Here is a 14,864-nt window from a genome sequence, read left to right on the forward strand (position 1 = left end):
GGAGCTCAATAATGGCACTGCAATCCTTAGATATCCGGCGCCTGTCGGCTACCACGGTGACGCCACCGCAAGCACGCAGCCCGGTGACGGGTACCGTGGCCAAGCTGATCGATGTGTCGAAATGCATCGGCTGCAAGGCTTGCCAGACGGCGTGCATGGAATGGAACGACTTGCGCGATGAAGTCGGCGAAAACCATGGCACCTATGACAATCCGACGGACTTGACGCCGCAATCGTGGACGGTGATGCGTTTTGCCGAACACGAAGACAACGACGGCAACCTCGAGTGGCTGATCCGCAAGGATGGCTGCATGCACTGCGAGGACCCGGGCTGCCTGAAGGCCTGTCCGGCGCCGGGCGCCATCGTGCAGTACACGAACGGCATCGTCGATTTCCACCAGGAAAACTGCATCGGCTGCGGCTACTGCGTGGCCGGCTGTCCTTTCGACGTGCCCCGCATTTCGAAAAAGGACGACCGCGCCTACAAGTGCACGCTCTGCTCGGACCGCGTGGCCGTGGGCCAGGAACCGGCCTGCGTGAAAACCTGTCCGACGGGCGCCATCCTCTTCGGCACCAAGGAAGACATGAAGGTGCATGCGGAAGAGCGCATCGTCGACCTGAAGTCGCGCGGTTTCGAGAACGCGGGCCTGTACGATCCGCTGGGCGTGGGCGGTACGCACGTGATGTACGTGCTGCACCATGCCGACAAGCCGAAGCTGTATTCGAACTTGCCGGAACGTCCGCGCATCAGCCCGATGGTGGGCTTCTGGAAGGGTTGGTCCAAGCCGCTGGCAGTAGCCGGCATGGCTGTCACGGCGCTGGCAGGCCTGTTCCATTACACGCGTGTCGGTCCGAACGAAGTGAGCAAGGACGAAGAGCACGAAGCCTTGGAAGAGGCCAAGCGCATCCGGGAGGAACAGCATGAAGCATAGTGAACATCACGATGGCAAGCTGCGCGACAAGGATGGCAATCCCTTGATCGAACGCTACAACCCGAACGAGCGCACGAATCACTGGGTCACCGCCATCACTTTCGTCATGCTGGCCCTGTCCGGCCTGGCCATGTTCCATCCCTCGATGGCGTGGCTGGCGAACCTGTTCGGCGGCGGGCAATGGACGCGCATCTTGCATCCGTTTGCCGGCCTGGTGATGTTTGTCTCGTTCGCGATCCTGGTGGTGCGCTTCTGGCACCACAACAAGTTCGAGGACGGCGACAAGCAGTGGCTCAAGCAAATGGACGACGTGCTCAACAACCGTGAGGAAAAGCTTCCGAAGATCGGCAAATACAATGCCGGCCAGAAGATCCTGTTCTTCGTGTTGCTGGTCAGCATGATCGGCTTGCTGCTGTCGGGCATCGTGATCTGGCGCGCGTATTTCGCGTTCTACTTCCCGATCGACGTGGTGCGTTTTGCCGCCTTGTTGCATGCCGGTTGCGCTTTTGCCATCATCTGCGCCATCATCGTGCATATCTATGCGGCGATCTGGGTCAAGGGCTCGGTCGGCGCCATGGTGCGCGGCACCGTCACCTACGGCTGGGCGCGCAAGCACCATCCGAAGTGGTTTGAAGCGGTGATCCGTAATACGAGAAAGTAGGCAGCAGGGTAGGTCGGCTTAGCTTCGCGTAAGCCGACATGCTCCGCCGCCGACGTTTTCGTATGCCAGGGCCAGTCCCCCAGGACTGGCCCCTTTCTTTTTATCGATTAAAATACTTTTACAGCACAGCCAACTCCGCTGGCTCTGCCTTGCTTTTTTTGATGGGAAAACTCCATTGGTACAACGCATTCTTCAGCCAGGCGAAATAGAAGGCCTGGACCACAACGCGATTCCGCGCCTGCTGCTGCCGCAGCCTGACAGCCTGTTCAAGGCGCGTGCCTTGCGCTTGCGCGAGCTGGCGCAAGGCAATATCAAGGGCATCCCCGTCGACGCGGGCATGCAGGGTTACCTGGTGCTGATGGCCGCGCTGGCCGATGCGCAGGCCGCCGTGGTGGGAAAACTGGCGCCCGGCGCCGTGCCTGCCGCCGACCCCGACGCGCTGCGCCGCGCGATGCAGCACCGCATGCCGGTGTTGCCCGTGAATGGCGCCCGTCCGCCCGTCTGGCGCGACATCTTTGCCAGCCTGCTCGATGAATTGGCGAGCACGGCGGCCAGCCAGCCGGCATTGTCGGGCGGCCTGACCCAGGTGCTGGCGCAGCTGCGCGCGCTCGACGCGCCTGCGCTGGATGCCTGCGCCGATGCCGTGCTCGATGAAAACGGCGACAACCTCAATCCCATGCACGCGCCGTTCGTCGCCGCCGCGCTGCAGATTTTATGGTCGGTGTCGGCCAGCGAACTGCGCGCCGCGCGCGTGCCGGACCTGGAAACGGGTACCCTGTGCCCCGTCTGCGGTTCGCATCCCGTCGCCAGCGTGATCCGCATCGGCGGCCAGTCGCAGGGTTACCGCTATCTGCACTGCGGCATTTGCGAAAGCGAATGGCACATGGTGCGCGTGAAGTGCTCGACTTGTGAACAGAATGGCAAGATCGCCTACCAGGGCCTGGACGCGGCCGACGCAAAGCCGTTCGACCCCGTGGCGGCGAAGGACGACAAATTGCCTAACAAGGCGAATGATCCGAAGAAGGTGGCGCGCGCGGAAACCTGCGACGACTGCCATACCTATCGCAAAGTCTTCAACCAGGAACACGATTACAACGTCGAACCGCTGGCCGACGACCTGGCCAGCCTGATGCTCGACCTGCTGGTGGGCGAAGCGGGCTACCAGCGCGCCAGCGGCAATCCGCTGCTGTGGCTGGGGAAGAACGACAGCGGCGAGGGCCAGCCAGCATGACGACAGGGCAAACCGTGCGCCTGCCGTCGGTCGACCGCATCCTGGGCGACGCGGCTTGCCTTGATCTGATTGCACATTACGGCCGCGTGCAAACCCTGGCCTGCGCGCGCGCCGTGCTGGCCGAACTGCGCACGGCCATGCTGGCCGGCGCAGTGTGCGAGGAGGGCGCATCGCTTGCCGCCATCGCCGCGCACATGGGCGAGCGCCTGCAAGCCCAATCGCGCTCGCAGCTGCGCGCCGTGTTCAACCTGACGGGCACCGTGCTGCACACGAATCTGGGCCGCGCGCTGCTGCCCGACGCGGCCGTACAAGCCGTGGTGGAAGCGCTGCAGTGGCCGATGAACCTGGAATTCGACCTGGAAACGGGCAAGCGCGGCGATAGAGACGACCTAGTCGAGGAATTGCTGCGCGAACTGACGGGCGCCGAAGCGGCCACCATCGTCAACAACAATGCGGCCGCCGTGCTGCTGATGCTGAACACCTTGGCGCAGAATAAAGAGGTCATCGTCTCGCGCGGCGAACTGGTGGAAATCGGCGGCGCCTTCCGCATCCCTGACGTGATGACGCGCGCGGGCGCCGTGCTGCGCGAAGTGGGCAGCACCAACCGCACCCACCTGGCCGATTACGCCAATGGCGTGAATGAAGACACGGCCCTCTTGATGAAGGTCCATTGCAGCAATTACGCGATCACGGGGTTCACGAAAAGCGTGGAACTCGACGAACTGGTGCCGCTGGCATCCAAACACGGCGTGCCGACGGCCGTGGACCTGGGCAGCGGTACCCTGGTCGATCTGGCGCAGTATGGCTTGCCACATGAAACGACGGTGCGCGAAACCATCGCAGCGGGCGCCGACCTGGTGACCTTCAGCGGCGATAAATTGCTGGGCGGGCCGCAATGCGGCGTCATCGTCGGACGCGCCGATTTGATCGCGAAGATCAAGCGCAACCCCCTGAAACGTGCGCTGCGTGTGGGCAAACTGACCCTGGCCGCATTGGCCCCCGTGCTGCAGCTGTACCGCGCGCCGGACTTGCTGGCCGAACGCCTGACCACCTTGCGCTTGCTGACGCGCCCCGCGGCCGCCATGCGCGCGCAGGCGCAAACCCTGCTGCCGCTGCTGCAAGGTGCGCTGGGTACCTCTTACGTGGTGACGGCCGAAGCGATGAAAAGCCAGATCGGCAGCGGCGCCTTGCCCGTCGACCAGCTGCCCAGCTTTGGCCTGGCCGTCCGCAGCACACCCGGTTCGCGCCTGAGCAACCCCCTGGGCGCGCTGGAACAGCGCCTGCGCGCCTTGCCGTGTCCCGTGATCGGGCGCATCGGGCAAGACACCCTGTGGCTCGATCTGCGCTGCCTGGAGCCGGCGCACGAAACGGCCTTCATCGCGCAGCTCGCCGAGTTGTCCGCATGATCGTCGGCACCGCAGGCCATATCGACCATGGCAAGACGACGCTCACGCGCGCGCTGACGGGCGTGCACACGGACCGCCTGAAGGAAGAGCAGGCGCGCGGCATCTCGATAGAACTCGGCTACGCCTATCTGCCGCTGGCGGATGGCACGGTGCTGGGCGTGATCGACGTGCCGGGACACGAAAAATTCATCCGCACCATGGCGTCCGGCGTGACGGGCATCGACTTCGCCCTGCTGGTGGTGGCGGCCGACGACGGCATCATGCCGCAGACGCACGAGCACCTGGCCATTTTGCAGCTGCTGGGCGTGACGCGCGGCGCCGTGGCGCTGACCAAGATCGACCGCGCCGATGGCGCCCGCGTGGCGCAGGTGGAGGCGGACATCGAGGCGCTGCTGGCCGGCACGCCGCTGGCGGGCAGCCCCATCTTCCCCACAGCCGCCAGCCGCGACAACGATCCCGGCGTGGCGGCCTTGCTGGCGCACCTGACGCAAGTGTCGCGCAGCCTGCCGCAGCGCGATGAGCGGCGCTTGTTCCGCCTCGGCGTGGACCGCGTGTTCACCTTGTCGGGACAGGGCACCATCGTCACCGGCACGGCGCTGGCGGGACGCGCGCAGGTTGGTGACATGCTGCAACTGGCGCCCGGCGGCGCGCAAGCACGCGTGCGCAGCATCCATGCACAGAACCGCGCGGCCGAGACGGGCATGGCGGGCCAGCGCCTGGCGCTGAACCTGGCCGGCATCGAGCGCGAACGCATCGAACGGGGTAACTGGATCGTCGCGCCCGAGCTGGCGCAGTGTTCCGAACGCCTCGATGTGGAACTGACCTTGCTGCCCGACGCCGGCGTGCAACTGAAAGCCTGGTCGCCGCTGCACGTGCACCTGGGCGCGGCGCACCAGCTGGCGCGCGCCGTCATGCTCGATGGCGAAACCCTGTCGCCGGGGCAGACGGGCAGGGTACAACTGGTGTTCGAGTCGCCCATGCACGGCGTGCCGGGCGACCGCTTCGTCGTGCGCAATGCGCAAGCGACGCAGACGGTGGGCGGCGGCATGGTGCTCGACCCGTTCGGCCCCGCGCGCAAGCGCCGCAGCCCGGCGCGCTTAAGCTGGCTGGACGCGCTGGCCGCCTTTGTCGCACAGGGCGATATTGCTGCCTTGCTGGCGCAAAGCCCGCTGGGGCTGCGCGAGTCGCTGCTGGTGCGCCTGTCGCTGCTGCCGGCGAACGCCATCGCGCTGCCGGCCGACACGCGGCGCATCGCCCTGCGCGGTGGCGACGCCCTGCTGCTGGCGCCGCCGGCGCTTCTGGCGCTTGAAGAGAGGGTGCTGGCTGCCCTGGCGGTGTTCCATGCGCGCGCCCCCGACGAGGCGGGGCCGGAACTGTGGCGCCTGAAGCGCATCGTCGACGCGGAGATGGAAGACGCCTTGTGGAGCCATCTGGTCGAAGCCTTGCTGGCGCGCGGCGAGCTCCTGGCGCGCGGCGCCAGCCTGCATCTGCCGACGCACAGCGTGGAACTGACGCCGCAGGAGCAGGCGCTGGCCGAGCCCTTGCTGGCAGCGTTGGAACAGGGGCGCTTCGAGCCGCCGTGGACGCGCGACCTGGCGCGCGACTTCGGCCTGGCCGAGGATGACGCGCGCCGGCTGTTGCGTAAACTTGCCAAGGCAGGGCAGATCAGCCAGGTGGTGCACGACCTGTTTTATCACCAGGCGGCGCTGGCCGAGCTGGCGCAACTGGTGCGCAGTCTGGCTGGAAAAGCCGAACAGGATGAAGGTCTACCGCCCGGCAATGGCGCTGTGGGTGCGGCCACCTTCCGCGATGCCAGCGGTCTGGGCCGCAAGCGGGCGATCCAGGTCCTGGAATTCTTTGACCGCGTCGGTTATACTCGCCGTGTTGGCAATGGGCATCTATTGCGCCCGCAAGCGCTGTGGTCCTACACTGCAGCCTTGCCCAACAGCTAAGTACTAGCTCAGGCACCGCGGAAAGCACACTCATCCGGTGATGTGGCCGGGCTTCAAACCCGGTGGAGGGCGTCAGACGTTCTCCCGTAGGTTCGACTCCTACTGTTTTCCGCCAGTGATTCTTCCCTTCCCCCCTGCATGCTGATCGTCCCGGCGTTGGCCTGTTGCCACGTTGCGGAAAATACATGGTGTAATTGATAATATGCGGCGATGCCGGCGCGGGGCGATGGTAACATCGGCTTGAATCTCCTGTCGCAGATGAAAGCAAGCATGAAACAAGCAAGCATGGCACGGCTGCTGGCAGTGGCGCTGCTGATGCCGGCGCTGGCCGCGGCGGCTGGTCTGCGCATCGTCGGCGAGCACTTGCCGCCATCGAGCATGATGGAAGGCAATGTCGTCGTGGGACGCGAAACGACGAAGGTGCGCGACATCATGGCGCGCGCCGGCATCGCCTACAGCATCGAGTTGTTGCCGTGGAAGCGCGCGTACGCGCAGGCGCTGCGCGAAGCCGACACCTGCATCTTTTCCACCAGCCGCACGCAAGAGCGCGAAGCGCAATTTCGCTGGATCGGCCCCCTCAACGAAGCGGAGTGGATACTGTATGGCCTGGTCGAGCGGCATCTGACGCTGCGCACGCTGGCCGATGCGCGCGGCCTGGTGATCGGCACGGTGCTGGGCGACGCGCGCGATGACTACCTGCGCCAGCGTGGCTTGAGCGTGGCGCCAGTGACGCAGGAGTGGCTCAATCCGCAAAAGCTGCTGCTCGGGCGCATCGATCTGTGGGCCGTGGGCATGGCGGTGGGCAGCAAACCGTTTGCCGGCAAGGAGTGGGAGGGCAAGGTGGAGCCGTTGCTGATCTTTAATCGCGTGCAGACTTACCTGGCCTGTAACCTCAAGGTGCCCGAGGCGCAGGTGGCTGCCATGCAGCGCGCCGCTGCCGCCATGCGCCGCGACGGCAGCATGGCGCGCGAACAGCTGCGCTGACTCAGTGCATTGAGTCAGCTTTCCAGCCACTGGCGCACGCAGTTGCGTCCTTCGCGCTTGGCCTGGTACAGGGCCTGGTCCGCATGGCTGTAGGCCGTTTCGAACGGCGTGCCGGCGCGGTTCCAGCTCAGGCCCACGCTGACGGTGATGGCGCGCGTGATGGGCGCCGCGTGGCGCTGGCGGCCGATGCTTTCGCAGATGCGCTGCGCGACTTGCACCGCCTCGTCGCGCGAGGAGGTGGGCCAGACCACGGAAAACTCTTCACCGCCGACCCGGCCGATGGCCGTCTCCTGTCCCAATAATCCCTTCAGGCAGTCGACCACGGCCTGGATCACGCCGTCGCCGGCCGGGTGGCCGAAATCGTCATTGACCTGCTTGAACAGGTCGATGTCGAGCACGATCAGGGCCATGTCGCCCTTCGCCAGGCAGCGCGAGGCATGCTCGATCACGGCACCGCGGTTCAGGGCGCCCGTCAGCGGATCGTGCGTGGCGCGGTATTCGAGCTGGCCGGCCAGGGTTTGCAATTGCCGGTTCAGCAAATGCATGTCGCGCTCGGCGCGGTCGCTGCGGCCGATCAGGCGCCGCGTCTCGCGCATCAGCCGTTCGTAGTGATTGATCAGTTCACCGAGCACGCGGCGCTGCGCCTCGCCGCTGGCATGGACGTCGGCGTGCATGCGCCGCGCGGCAGCCAGCGCCGCCGCTTCCACGGTGAACAGGTCGGGTTCCAGGCCGGACTCGGAGATGGCGGCGTGCATGCTCTAGCTGCCTCGCACGGGATGGTCGCAGAAATCGAGTGCCGTGAAATCTTGCTGCAGCTCCTGGCCGAACTCCAGGATGGTGTCGTCGTCTTCGTCGTGATACCAGTTCAGGCGCACCTGGTTGCCGTCGATGGCGGCCTGATTCAGGGTGTCGAACAGGGTAAACAGCATCTTCGTGCTGGAGCTGTTGAAGTAGGCCAGCGAGACGTTGACGGTGATGGTGCTCTCGCGGCAGGCGTCCAGGTAGGCGCGCACGGTGGCGATCAGCGGGCCATAGAAGGCGGCCGCGTTTTCCGGATAGGACTCGCCCTTGATCGACAGGGTGTGCTGCTCGAAACGGAAGTCGATTTCGGGCGAACACGGGGTCGCGGCGATGAACAGTGGTGACGGTAATTGCATATGCTTTCCTGAGTCGGCTCTTTCAAATGATGGCTTTGATGCAGAAGATGGTGTGCCCCGGCTCCTGTGGGTCCTGGACGAATTCGAATTCCAGCGGCTCGCTGGCGTCGCGCGCCATGGTGAGAAAACCCAGGCCCGCGCCCTTGCTGTCGGCCGGCGCTTCCTCGCGCAGGGCCTTCTTGTAGGCCAGGCGGATTTCTTCCATCGTCATCGTGTGCAGCGGCTCCAGGCGGGCGCGGATCTGCGCCACGTTGTCCGTCGAGACGGGGTTGGCGCACAGCAGAAAAAAGCTGTCGCCGCGCGTGCCGATGCAAAACGAGCCGCGCCGCATCTGCTGGTCCAGCTGCGCATCGGGCGTCAGGCTGTCGGCGGAATAGTGCATGATATTTTGCGACATCTCGATGAACGAGGAAAAGATGCGCCGCCGCGTGGGTCCGGCCGCGCCGGCCGTATCGAGGCGCGCCTTGATGGTTTCGGAAATGGCGCTCACCACGTGCTGCGAGAAATAGCCCACGTAAAAAAAGATGATGTTGCGCTTGCGCGCCACATCCCAAAACTCGTTGAATTCTTCGTACAGCACGTCCGTGCTCCTGGCTAGCCGGTGACCCGGTTTCTTGTTGATAATGTGGTTCGATGGCGCCAAAACTACAGGCGGAAACAGAAAAAGGTCAGGTCGTCGCGGCGCGGCTGCTTGCCTTGCCAGGCCGCGCTGTCCTGCAGCAGTGCCGCCGCCACGTCGCCAGCGGGAGCGTCGCGCTGCGCCAGCAGCTGCTCGCGCATGCGCCGCTTGCCATAGGCGATGTCGCGCGCGCCGCCGATCTGGTCGAGCAAGCCGTCGGTCGTGATGAACAGCAGGCTGCCGGCGGGTATGGCGAGCGTCTCGTTGTGCCAGCAGTAGCCGGGCGGCGTGTCGACATAGCCCACGCCCATGCGCGCGCCGTCGATGGCGCGCACGGCCTCTTCGCCTGGCACCACCACGTACAGCGCCAGTTTCGCCCCCGCGAAACGCAGGCTGGCGCTGGCGTCGTCGTAACACAGGAAGGCGCAATCCATGCCGTCGTTCGAACCGGCGTGATGGCCGCTGGCGGCGCCGTCCTGGCCCAGCAAGGTCTTGATGGAGCGGCTGACGGCGCCGATCAGGGCGGCCGGATCGCGCGGCCCCAGTTCGCGCAGTGCCTGGCTCAGGGCCGACGAGGCGATCAGGGTCATGAAGGCGCCCGGCACGCCATGGCCGGTGCAGTCGGCGATGGCGGCGAACCAGCCGCCCGCGTGGCGCTCGAAGAAGTAAAAATCGCCGCCGACGACGTCGCGCGGCTGCCATTCCAGGTGCGCGTCGGGCAGGGTGGCGCGCAATTCCGCGTCCGATGTGCGCAGCCGGGCGCGCTGGATCACGCTGGCGTAATCGATGCTGTGCATGATTTGCCGGTTCTTTTCCGCCTGCATGGTGGCTACCACGTTCATCAACTGCAAGCCGAAGCCCACGCCGGCCAGCGCGCCACCTTCCGTGATGATGAAGCCGTCGGCCAGCGCCTTTTCGCCCGCTTCCACGGCGCGGAAGGTGAGGTCTTCGATGCTCATGGCACCATCGACGATCAGCGGTTCCTTGTCCATGAAGGCGATGCAGCTCTTCTTGCCGTACACCTCGTGATAGAAGGGCTTGGACATCTGCGACATGAAGATATTGCGACTGATCAAGCCGATGGGTTTCTGCTGCTCCGTGACGGGCAAGCTCATCATGTCGCGCCGTTCCGTGAACAGTTCCAGCACGGCGAAATTGCTGGCGTCGGCCTGCACCGATTCCGTGGGTATGCACAGATCAAACGCCACGGAGGTGCGATAACGGGGAAGATGCAATCGAGAAGCGTTGAACTCCACAGCGGCTACCTTTACATGACGAGCGGACCCTTGTTGTCGCGACGGCAAGGCGACTGACAAACAGGCAATATCATCATGGTAGCCCTGGAATGTGACGGCTTGATTACCAGCTTGTCAAAACCGTATGCAAGATGGCTGCATGGCAAGCCGTTTCCGGCCCTACAGGCGCCGGGCCAGCGCCTGCGCCTGTTCCAGCCAGCGCGCGCGCTGCACTTCGGTGGAATCGAGGATGGGGCCGAAGCTGGCTACCTTGACGGGCTTGACGCCGCAAAATTCCAGCGTCGTCTTGCGCAGCTGGTGGATGCCAGGCATGTGGTAGACCCAGCGGAAATACCAGGGCGGCGTATCCATCGTCACCAGGAGCTGGGCCGTGCGGCCCTTCAGCAACTGGGCCGGGAAAGCCTTGCCCGGGCGATACTTGAAGGCAAAGCCGGGCAGGAAGACGCGGTCGACAAAGCCTTTCAGCAGGGCCGGCGCGCCGCCCCACCAGATCGGGTAGGCGAACACCAGGTGTTCGGCCCAGCTGATGGCTTCCTGGGCCGCCAGCAAGTCCGCTTCCAGCGGCTGTACCTGGCGATAGCCTTCGTGCAGGATGGGATCGAAGTCCAGCTGGCCCAGACGCAGCTCGCGCACGCTGTGGCCTGCGCTGCGGGCCGTGGCGGCGTAGGCCTCGGCCAGGGCGGCGCAGAAACTGTCGCTGGACGGGTGGCCGAGGAGAATTAAAATGCGTTTCGGTGTAATGTTGCTCATGCTGCAGGCTTTCCGTTAAAGAACAGCTTGCATGCTAAAGCCTGCCCCTAGTGGCAGAGTCAAGCGGCCGCTGGAAGGTGCTGGCGCGCCAGGCAGTCGCGGATTTCTGTGTCGATGTCGGCCAATTGCGCGTCGAGCTGGCGCAGACGGGCGAACTCCTGCTGTATCTGCGCGCGCTTGGCGGCGATGTGCTGCGACAGGGCGGCCCAGTCGGTCTCTTCGCCGGCCAGGATGGGCAGCAGTTCGGCCAGGCGGAAGCCCAGCGCTTGCGCCTGGCGTATCAGTCTGACTTGCGCCAGGTCTTGCTGCGTGTAGACGCGGTAGGCGCCGGAACGGCGCACGTCGCCCAGCAAGCCCAGCGTTTCATAGTGGCGCAAGGCCTTGGGCGAGGTGCCCGCCAGGCGGGCGATTTCTCCGATGTACATGCTTGTCCCTTGTTGAGCTGCGGCGCACGCAGTGTAGCGCAGGTGGCTTGCCAGGCGCTACCTTGCGCGCTGCCTCAGGAGGCCTTGCGCGGCGGGACTTTCTTCGCCGTGCACTCGGCACAGGTGCCGTACAGCGACAGCGCGTGCTCGTGCAGCACGAAGCCCCGCTCGGTGGCGATCTCGTTCTGGCGCAGTTCGATGCCTTCATCGACGAATTCATCGACTTTGCCGCAGCCCGTGCAGACCAGGTGATCGTGGTGCTGGCCTTCATTCAGTTCGAAGACGGCATGGCCCGATTCGAAATGCCGGCGAAACAAAATGCCCGCTTCGGCAAACTGCATCAGCACGCGGTAGATGGTGGCCAGGCCCACGTCGATTTTTTCAGCCAGCAAGAGTTTGTAGACATCGTCCGCACTCAGGTGCTTGATCGTGCCTTCTTGAAACAGCTGCAGAATCCGCAAGCGGGGGATGGTCACTTTCAAGCCCGATTCACGCAGTTCCCTCAATATATCCATGTCTCCCATTCCTTTTTATGATCGCCTGAGCGAGCGCTTAAGCGTGAACCTGCATTATATCGCAAATGATAATCATTACCATTCGCATGTGCGAACTGAAAATAGTATGCGGTGTAGCCAGTTGGGTATCCAGTGACATCGGCGCAAGTGGCCATTGCGTGGCGGACAACTGCTGCCAAGGTTATTGTTCAATATGGAAAAGTGGCGCTCGAATCGTTACACTGTCCAGCAGGCAATAACAATGGAGGGGGGCATGGACCGATTTGATGCGATGCGTCTGTTTACCCGCATCGTCGAGTTGCGCAGTTTCACGCAGGCGGCGCATGACCTTGGCTACCCGAAGGCCACCGTCACGCATGCGATCAAGCAACTCGAAGCGCGGCTGCGCGTGCGCCTGCTGCAACGGACCACGCGGCAAGTGATGCCCACGCCCGATGGCGAGGCATATTATCAGCGCTGCGTGCGCCTGCTGGCGGACCTGGAAGAAACGGAAGCCGTGTTTTCCTCGGCGATGCAGCAGCCGGCCGGCAAGCTGCGCATCGACCTGCACGCGACCCTGGCCATGCATTTCGTCCTGCCCGTGCTGGACCGGTTCTGTGCCCGCTATCCCTTGATCGAACTGGAAATCGGCATGGGCGACCGCCTCGTCGACCTGGTGCGCGAAGGCGTCGACTGCGTGCTGCGCGTGGGGGCATTGAGCGACTCGTCGATGGTGGCGCGCCGCGTGGCGCTGCTGGAACAAATGACGTGCGCCAGCCCCGCCTACCTGGCCGCGCACGGCACGCCGCAGAATCTGGCGCAGCTCGATGGCCACCGCGCCGTCAATTTCTTTTCCGCCCAGACGGGCAAGGTCTGGCCCTTCGATTTCAAGGTGACTGGCCAGCACCACAGCGTGGCCTTGCCGGGCACCGTGTCCGTCAACAATGCCGACGCGTATCACGCCTGCTGCCGCGCGGGCCTGGGCCTGATCCAGGCGCCTCGCTACCATCTGGAGCAGGCGCTGGCCGCCGGCGAGCTGGTGGAAGTGTTGTCGGCCATGCGTCCCGACCCGCTGCCCGTGTCCGTGCTGTATCCCCATCAGCGGCAATTGTCGCCGCGCGTGCGCGTGTTTGCCGACTGGCTCGCCAGTCTGTTCGCCGAGCCAGCTTGATTCTGCAATGCCGCATTTTCTTGACCTTGGCAAAGAAAAAAATCCCTGTAGTGATGCCATCTAGCACTATTTGATGTGGATCAAAGTTTTTGTTGCACTGCACTCTTAAACTTCGCAGCGTTACTTAACGACAGAGGAAAACATAATGAAAACGTCCGCAACTGCAGCAGCAATCGTCCTGGCCGCCATCGGCGCATTCGCCGGTAATGCAATGGCGCAGGAAAGCCCATGGCTGGTGCGCGCGCGCGCCGTGCACATCGATCCGGCCGATAAATCTACCCCTGTTGGTGGCGTCGGCGCATCCGACCGCCTGACGGTCAGCAGCAAGACGATTCCTGAAATCGATATTTCGTACTTTTTCACGCCGAATATTGCTGCCGAGCTGATCCTGACCTACCCGCAAAAACATGACGTCAAGCTCGACGGCGGCCAAGTCGGCACCTTCAAGCACCTGCCACCGACCCTGTCGCTGCAATACCACTTCATGCCTGAAAAACAGCTCAGCCCTTACGTGGGCGCCGGCGTGAACTACACGAATATCTCGGCTGTCAAACTGGGCGGCCTGCGCCTGGAACACGACAGCTGGGGTTTCGCCCTGCAAGCCGGTGTCGACTACAAGCTCGATAAAAACTGGTCGCTGAACTTCGATATCAAGAAAGTGCAGATCCGCAGCGACGTCATGACCGCTGCCGGTGCCAAGATCAGCGAAGTCAAGATCGATCCTATCCTGATCGGTGTAGGCGTCGGCTACCGCTTCTAGGGACACCTATCAAAACCTACTGCGCGTCGTAATTTGCGGTCTGCGATGCTCACTGTACCTTCGTACAGTTGCGCTTCTCAAGCCAACGGGGGCGCCGAGCCTTCCTTCCGCTCGCTACGGTTTTGTTAGGCGTTGCAAGTATTGAAGATGCCCGCGCAGCGCGGGCGCAAAAAAAGACGGCCAGGTGTGAACCTGGCCGTCTTTTTGCGTGCAGCGCTTTGCTTGCGCCTTATTTTTTCAGCGTCTTTTCCAGCGCCAGCTGATAATCCGTCTTTTCGTAGCCGGCCAGGTATTTGTTCGTCGCGTCGAGGAAGGCGCGCGAACGATAGGCCGCTTCCAGGTCCTTGACCCATGGCTTGGCCTTGTCGGCCGTGCGGATGGCGACCAGGTTGATGTAGCTGTCCGAGATCTTTTCCACGCTAAGGGCCGAGGTCAGCTTCATGCCGGCGGCCAGGGCGAAATTGCCATTGACGAAAGCGTAGTCGGCGTCGGCCAGCGAACGTGGCAGCTGCGCCGCTTCCAGCGGCACCAGTTTCAGCTTCTTCGGGTTTTCCAGCACGTCGCGCTCGGAAGCGCGCAGCGGGTCGACGTTCGGTTTCAGCTTGATCCAGCCCATCTTGGCCAGCATCACCAGCGCGCGCGCCTGGTTGGTCGGGTCGTTCGGCATGGTGATGGTGGCGCCGTTTTTGACTTCCGCCAGGGTTTTTTGCTTGCCGCCGTACAGGCCGATCGGCATGGTCGGCACGGTGATCAATGCGCTCAAGGGCAGCTTGTTATCGGTGGCGAACTTGGTCAGATACACGATGTGCTGGAACACGTTGGCGTCCAGCGAGCCCTCGGCCAGCGCGTAGTTCGGCTGCACGTAGTCGTTGAATTCGACGATCCTGACCTTGTAGCCCTGTTTTTCCAGGATAGGCTTGATGCCCAGCTTCAGCTGGTCCGAATACGGGCCGGAGCTGGTACCGATGACGAGCTCTTTTGGGTCCTTGGCGTGGGCGGCGGTGGCGAAGGCCAGGCTGGCGGCGGCCAGGAGCAGATTGCGGCGAAGTTGTTTCATGCTTTTCCT

The 14,864-nt window shown here is 63.7% G+C and carries 16 protein-coding genes and 1 tRNA gene; 9 read left to right on the forward strand and 8 right to left on the reverse strand.

From position 1 onward, the window contains the following. The first annotated feature begins 11 nt into the window (after positions 1-11). The 7 genes from fdxH (at position 12) to ACP7EG_RS03875 (ending at position 7,166) form a co-directional block, all read left to right on the forward strand. Complete coding sequence (gene fdxH, locus ACP7EG_RS03845; RefSeq protein ID WP_071076501.1) at positions 12-932, forward strand: formate dehydrogenase subunit beta; 921 nt, start codon at positions 12-14, stop codon at positions 930-932. Beyond that, positions 922-1,593, forward strand: coding sequence for a formate dehydrogenase subunit gamma (locus ACP7EG_RS03850; RefSeq protein WP_426086481.1), 672 nt, complete (start codon positions 922-924; stop codon positions 1,591-1,593). Before fdxH ends, ACP7EG_RS03850 begins: the two co-directional genes overlap by 11 nt. A gap of 175 nt (positions 1,594-1,768) precedes the next feature. After that, entirely contained in the window at positions 1,769-2,824 is a 1,056-nt protein-coding gene (fdhE, locus tag ACP7EG_RS03855; RefSeq protein WP_426086482.1) for a formate dehydrogenase accessory protein FdhE, read from the forward strand. Further along, the gene (selA, locus tag ACP7EG_RS03860; RefSeq protein WP_426086483.1) at positions 2,821-4,230 is read left to right on the forward strand and encodes an L-seryl-tRNA(Sec) selenium transferase; all 1,410 of its coding nucleotides are present in this window, start codon (positions 2,821-2,823) and stop codon (positions 4,228-4,230) included. The genes fdhE and selA overlap by 4 nt, the downstream gene beginning before the upstream one ends. Then, a complete protein-coding gene (selB, locus tag ACP7EG_RS03865; protein WP_426086484.1) occupies positions 4,227-6,182 on the forward strand; it encodes a selenocysteine-specific translation elongation factor in 1,956 nt (651 codons plus the stop codon). Before selA ends, selB begins: the two co-directional genes overlap by 4 nt. 19 nt (positions 6,183-6,201) lie before the next feature. Beyond that, a tRNA-Sec gene (locus ACP7EG_RS03870) sits at positions 6,202-6,297 on the forward strand. Positions 6,298-6,452: 155 nt separating this feature from the next. Further along, the gene (locus ACP7EG_RS03875) at positions 6,453-7,166 is read left to right on the forward strand and encodes a substrate-binding periplasmic protein (protein WP_426086485.1); all 714 of its coding nucleotides are present in this window, start codon (positions 6,453-6,455) and stop codon (positions 7,164-7,166) included. Between the two features lie 14 nt (positions 7,167-7,180). On the opposite strand, the gene ACP7EG_RS03880 is transcribed toward ACP7EG_RS03875, so the two are convergent. From ACP7EG_RS03880 to fur, 7 genes are all read right to left on the reverse strand, one after another. Next, complete coding sequence (locus tag ACP7EG_RS03880; RefSeq protein ID WP_426086486.1) at positions 7,181-7,921, reverse strand: GGDEF domain-containing protein; 741 nt, start codon at positions 7,919-7,921, stop codon at positions 7,181-7,183. Positions 7,922-7,924: 3 nt separating this feature from the next. Continuing rightward, a complete protein-coding gene (locus ACP7EG_RS03885) occupies positions 7,925-8,323 on the reverse strand; it encodes a DUF1987 domain-containing protein (RefSeq protein ID WP_426086487.1) in 399 nt (132 codons plus the stop codon). Positions 8,324-8,345: 22 nt separating this feature from the next. Beyond that, positions 8,346-8,903 carry a SiaB family protein kinase gene (locus ACP7EG_RS03890; RefSeq protein WP_071076508.1) on the reverse strand — a complete coding sequence of 186 codons (558 nt, stop codon included), beginning with the start codon at positions 8,901-8,903 and terminating at the stop codon, positions 8,346-8,348. A 65-nt stretch (positions 8,904-8,968) separates the two neighbouring features. Further along, positions 8,969-10,177, reverse strand: a complete 1,209-nt coding sequence (locus ACP7EG_RS03895; RefSeq protein ID WP_426086488.1) for a SpoIIE family protein phosphatase — start codon at positions 10,175-10,177, stop codon at positions 8,969-8,971. A gap of 180 nt (positions 10,178-10,357) precedes the next feature. Continuing rightward, a complete protein-coding gene (locus ACP7EG_RS03900; RefSeq protein WP_426086489.1) occupies positions 10,358-10,948 on the reverse strand; it encodes an NAD(P)H-dependent oxidoreductase in 591 nt (196 codons plus the stop codon). Positions 10,949-11,007: 59 nt separating this feature from the next. Continuing rightward, positions 11,008-11,373, reverse strand: coding sequence for a MerR family transcriptional regulator (locus ACP7EG_RS03905; protein WP_426086490.1), 366 nt, complete (start codon positions 11,371-11,373; stop codon positions 11,008-11,010). 74 nt (positions 11,374-11,447) lie between these two features. Then, the gene (fur, locus tag ACP7EG_RS03910; RefSeq protein ID WP_071076512.1) at positions 11,448-11,888 is read right to left on the reverse strand and encodes a ferric iron uptake transcriptional regulator; all 441 of its coding nucleotides are present in this window, start codon (positions 11,886-11,888) and stop codon (positions 11,448-11,450) included. 253 nt (positions 11,889-12,141) lie between these two features. On the opposite strand from fur, the gene ACP7EG_RS03915 reads away from it, so the two are divergent. Together ACP7EG_RS03915 and ACP7EG_RS03920 are read left to right on the forward strand one after the other, a co-directional pair. Then, positions 12,142-13,038, forward strand: a complete 897-nt coding sequence (locus ACP7EG_RS03915) for a LysR family transcriptional regulator (protein ID WP_426086491.1) — start codon at positions 12,142-12,144, stop codon at positions 13,036-13,038. Between the two features lie 145 nt (positions 13,039-13,183). Beyond that, on the forward strand, positions 13,184-13,798 hold the full coding sequence (locus tag ACP7EG_RS03920) for an OmpW/AlkL family protein (protein ID WP_426086492.1): 615 nt from the start codon (positions 13,184-13,186) through the stop codon (positions 13,796-13,798). A 229-nt stretch (positions 13,799-14,027) separates the two neighbouring features. On the opposite strand, the gene ACP7EG_RS03925 is transcribed toward ACP7EG_RS03920, so the two are convergent. Continuing rightward, entirely contained in the window at positions 14,028-14,855 is an 828-nt protein-coding gene (locus ACP7EG_RS03925) for a MetQ/NlpA family ABC transporter substrate-binding protein (RefSeq protein ID WP_426086493.1), read from the reverse strand. Positions 14,856-14,864 lie beyond the last annotated feature (9 nt).

The sequence above is a fragment of the Janthinobacterium sp. PSPC1-1 genome (genome assembly GCF_049897625.1).
GTDB classification, from domain to species: Bacteria; Pseudomonadota; Gammaproteobacteria; order Burkholderiales; family Burkholderiaceae_D; genus Janthinobacterium; species Janthinobacterium tructae.

What these genes read in the sequence shown, in the direction of transcription:
- fur (WP_071076512.1), bottom strand. Translation starts at nt 11,888, where the DNA reads ATGGATATATTGAGGGAACTGCGTGAATCGGGCTTGAAAGTGACCATC.
- ACP7EG_RS03915 (WP_426086491.1), top strand. Translation starts at nt 12,142, where the DNA reads ATGGACCGATTTGATGCGATGCGTCTGTTTACCCGCATCGTCGAGTTG.
- ACP7EG_RS03920 (WP_426086492.1), top strand. Translation starts at nt 13,184, where the DNA reads ATGAAAACGTCCGCAACTGCAGCAGCAATCGTCCTGGCCGCCATCGGC.
- ACP7EG_RS03850 (WP_426086481.1), top strand. Translation starts at nt 922, where the DNA reads ATGAAGCATAGTGAACATCACGATGGCAAGCTGCGCGACAAGGATGGC.
- ACP7EG_RS03925 (WP_426086493.1), bottom strand. Translation starts at nt 14,855, where the DNA reads ATGAAACAACTTCGCCGCAATCTGCTCCTGGCCGCCGCCAGCCTGGCC.
- ACP7EG_RS03905 (WP_426086490.1), bottom strand. Translation starts at nt 11,373, where the DNA reads ATGTACATCGGAGAAATCGCCCGCCTGGCGGGCACCTCGCCCAAGGCC.
- ACP7EG_RS03885 (WP_426086487.1), bottom strand. Translation starts at nt 8,323, where the DNA reads ATGCAATTACCGTCACCACTGTTCATCGCCGCGACCCCGTGTTCGCCC.
- ACP7EG_RS03875 (WP_426086485.1), top strand. Translation starts at nt 6,453, where the DNA reads ATGAAACAAGCAAGCATGGCACGGCTGCTGGCAGTGGCGCTGCTGATG.
- ACP7EG_RS03900 (WP_426086489.1), bottom strand. Translation starts at nt 10,948, where the DNA reads ATGAGCAACATTACACCGAAACGCATTTTAATTCTCCTCGGCCACCCG.
- fdxH (WP_071076501.1), top strand. Translation starts at nt 12, where the DNA reads ATGGCACTGCAATCCTTAGATATCCGGCGCCTGTCGGCTACCACGGTG.
- selB (WP_426086484.1), top strand. Translation starts at nt 4,227, where the DNA reads ATGATCGTCGGCACCGCAGGCCATATCGACCATGGCAAGACGACGCTC.
- ACP7EG_RS03880 (WP_426086486.1), bottom strand. Translation starts at nt 7,921, where the DNA reads ATGCACGCCGCCATCTCCGAGTCCGGCCTGGAACCCGACCTGTTCACC.
- selA (WP_426086483.1), top strand. Translation starts at nt 2,821, where the DNA reads ATGACGACAGGGCAAACCGTGCGCCTGCCGTCGGTCGACCGCATCCTG.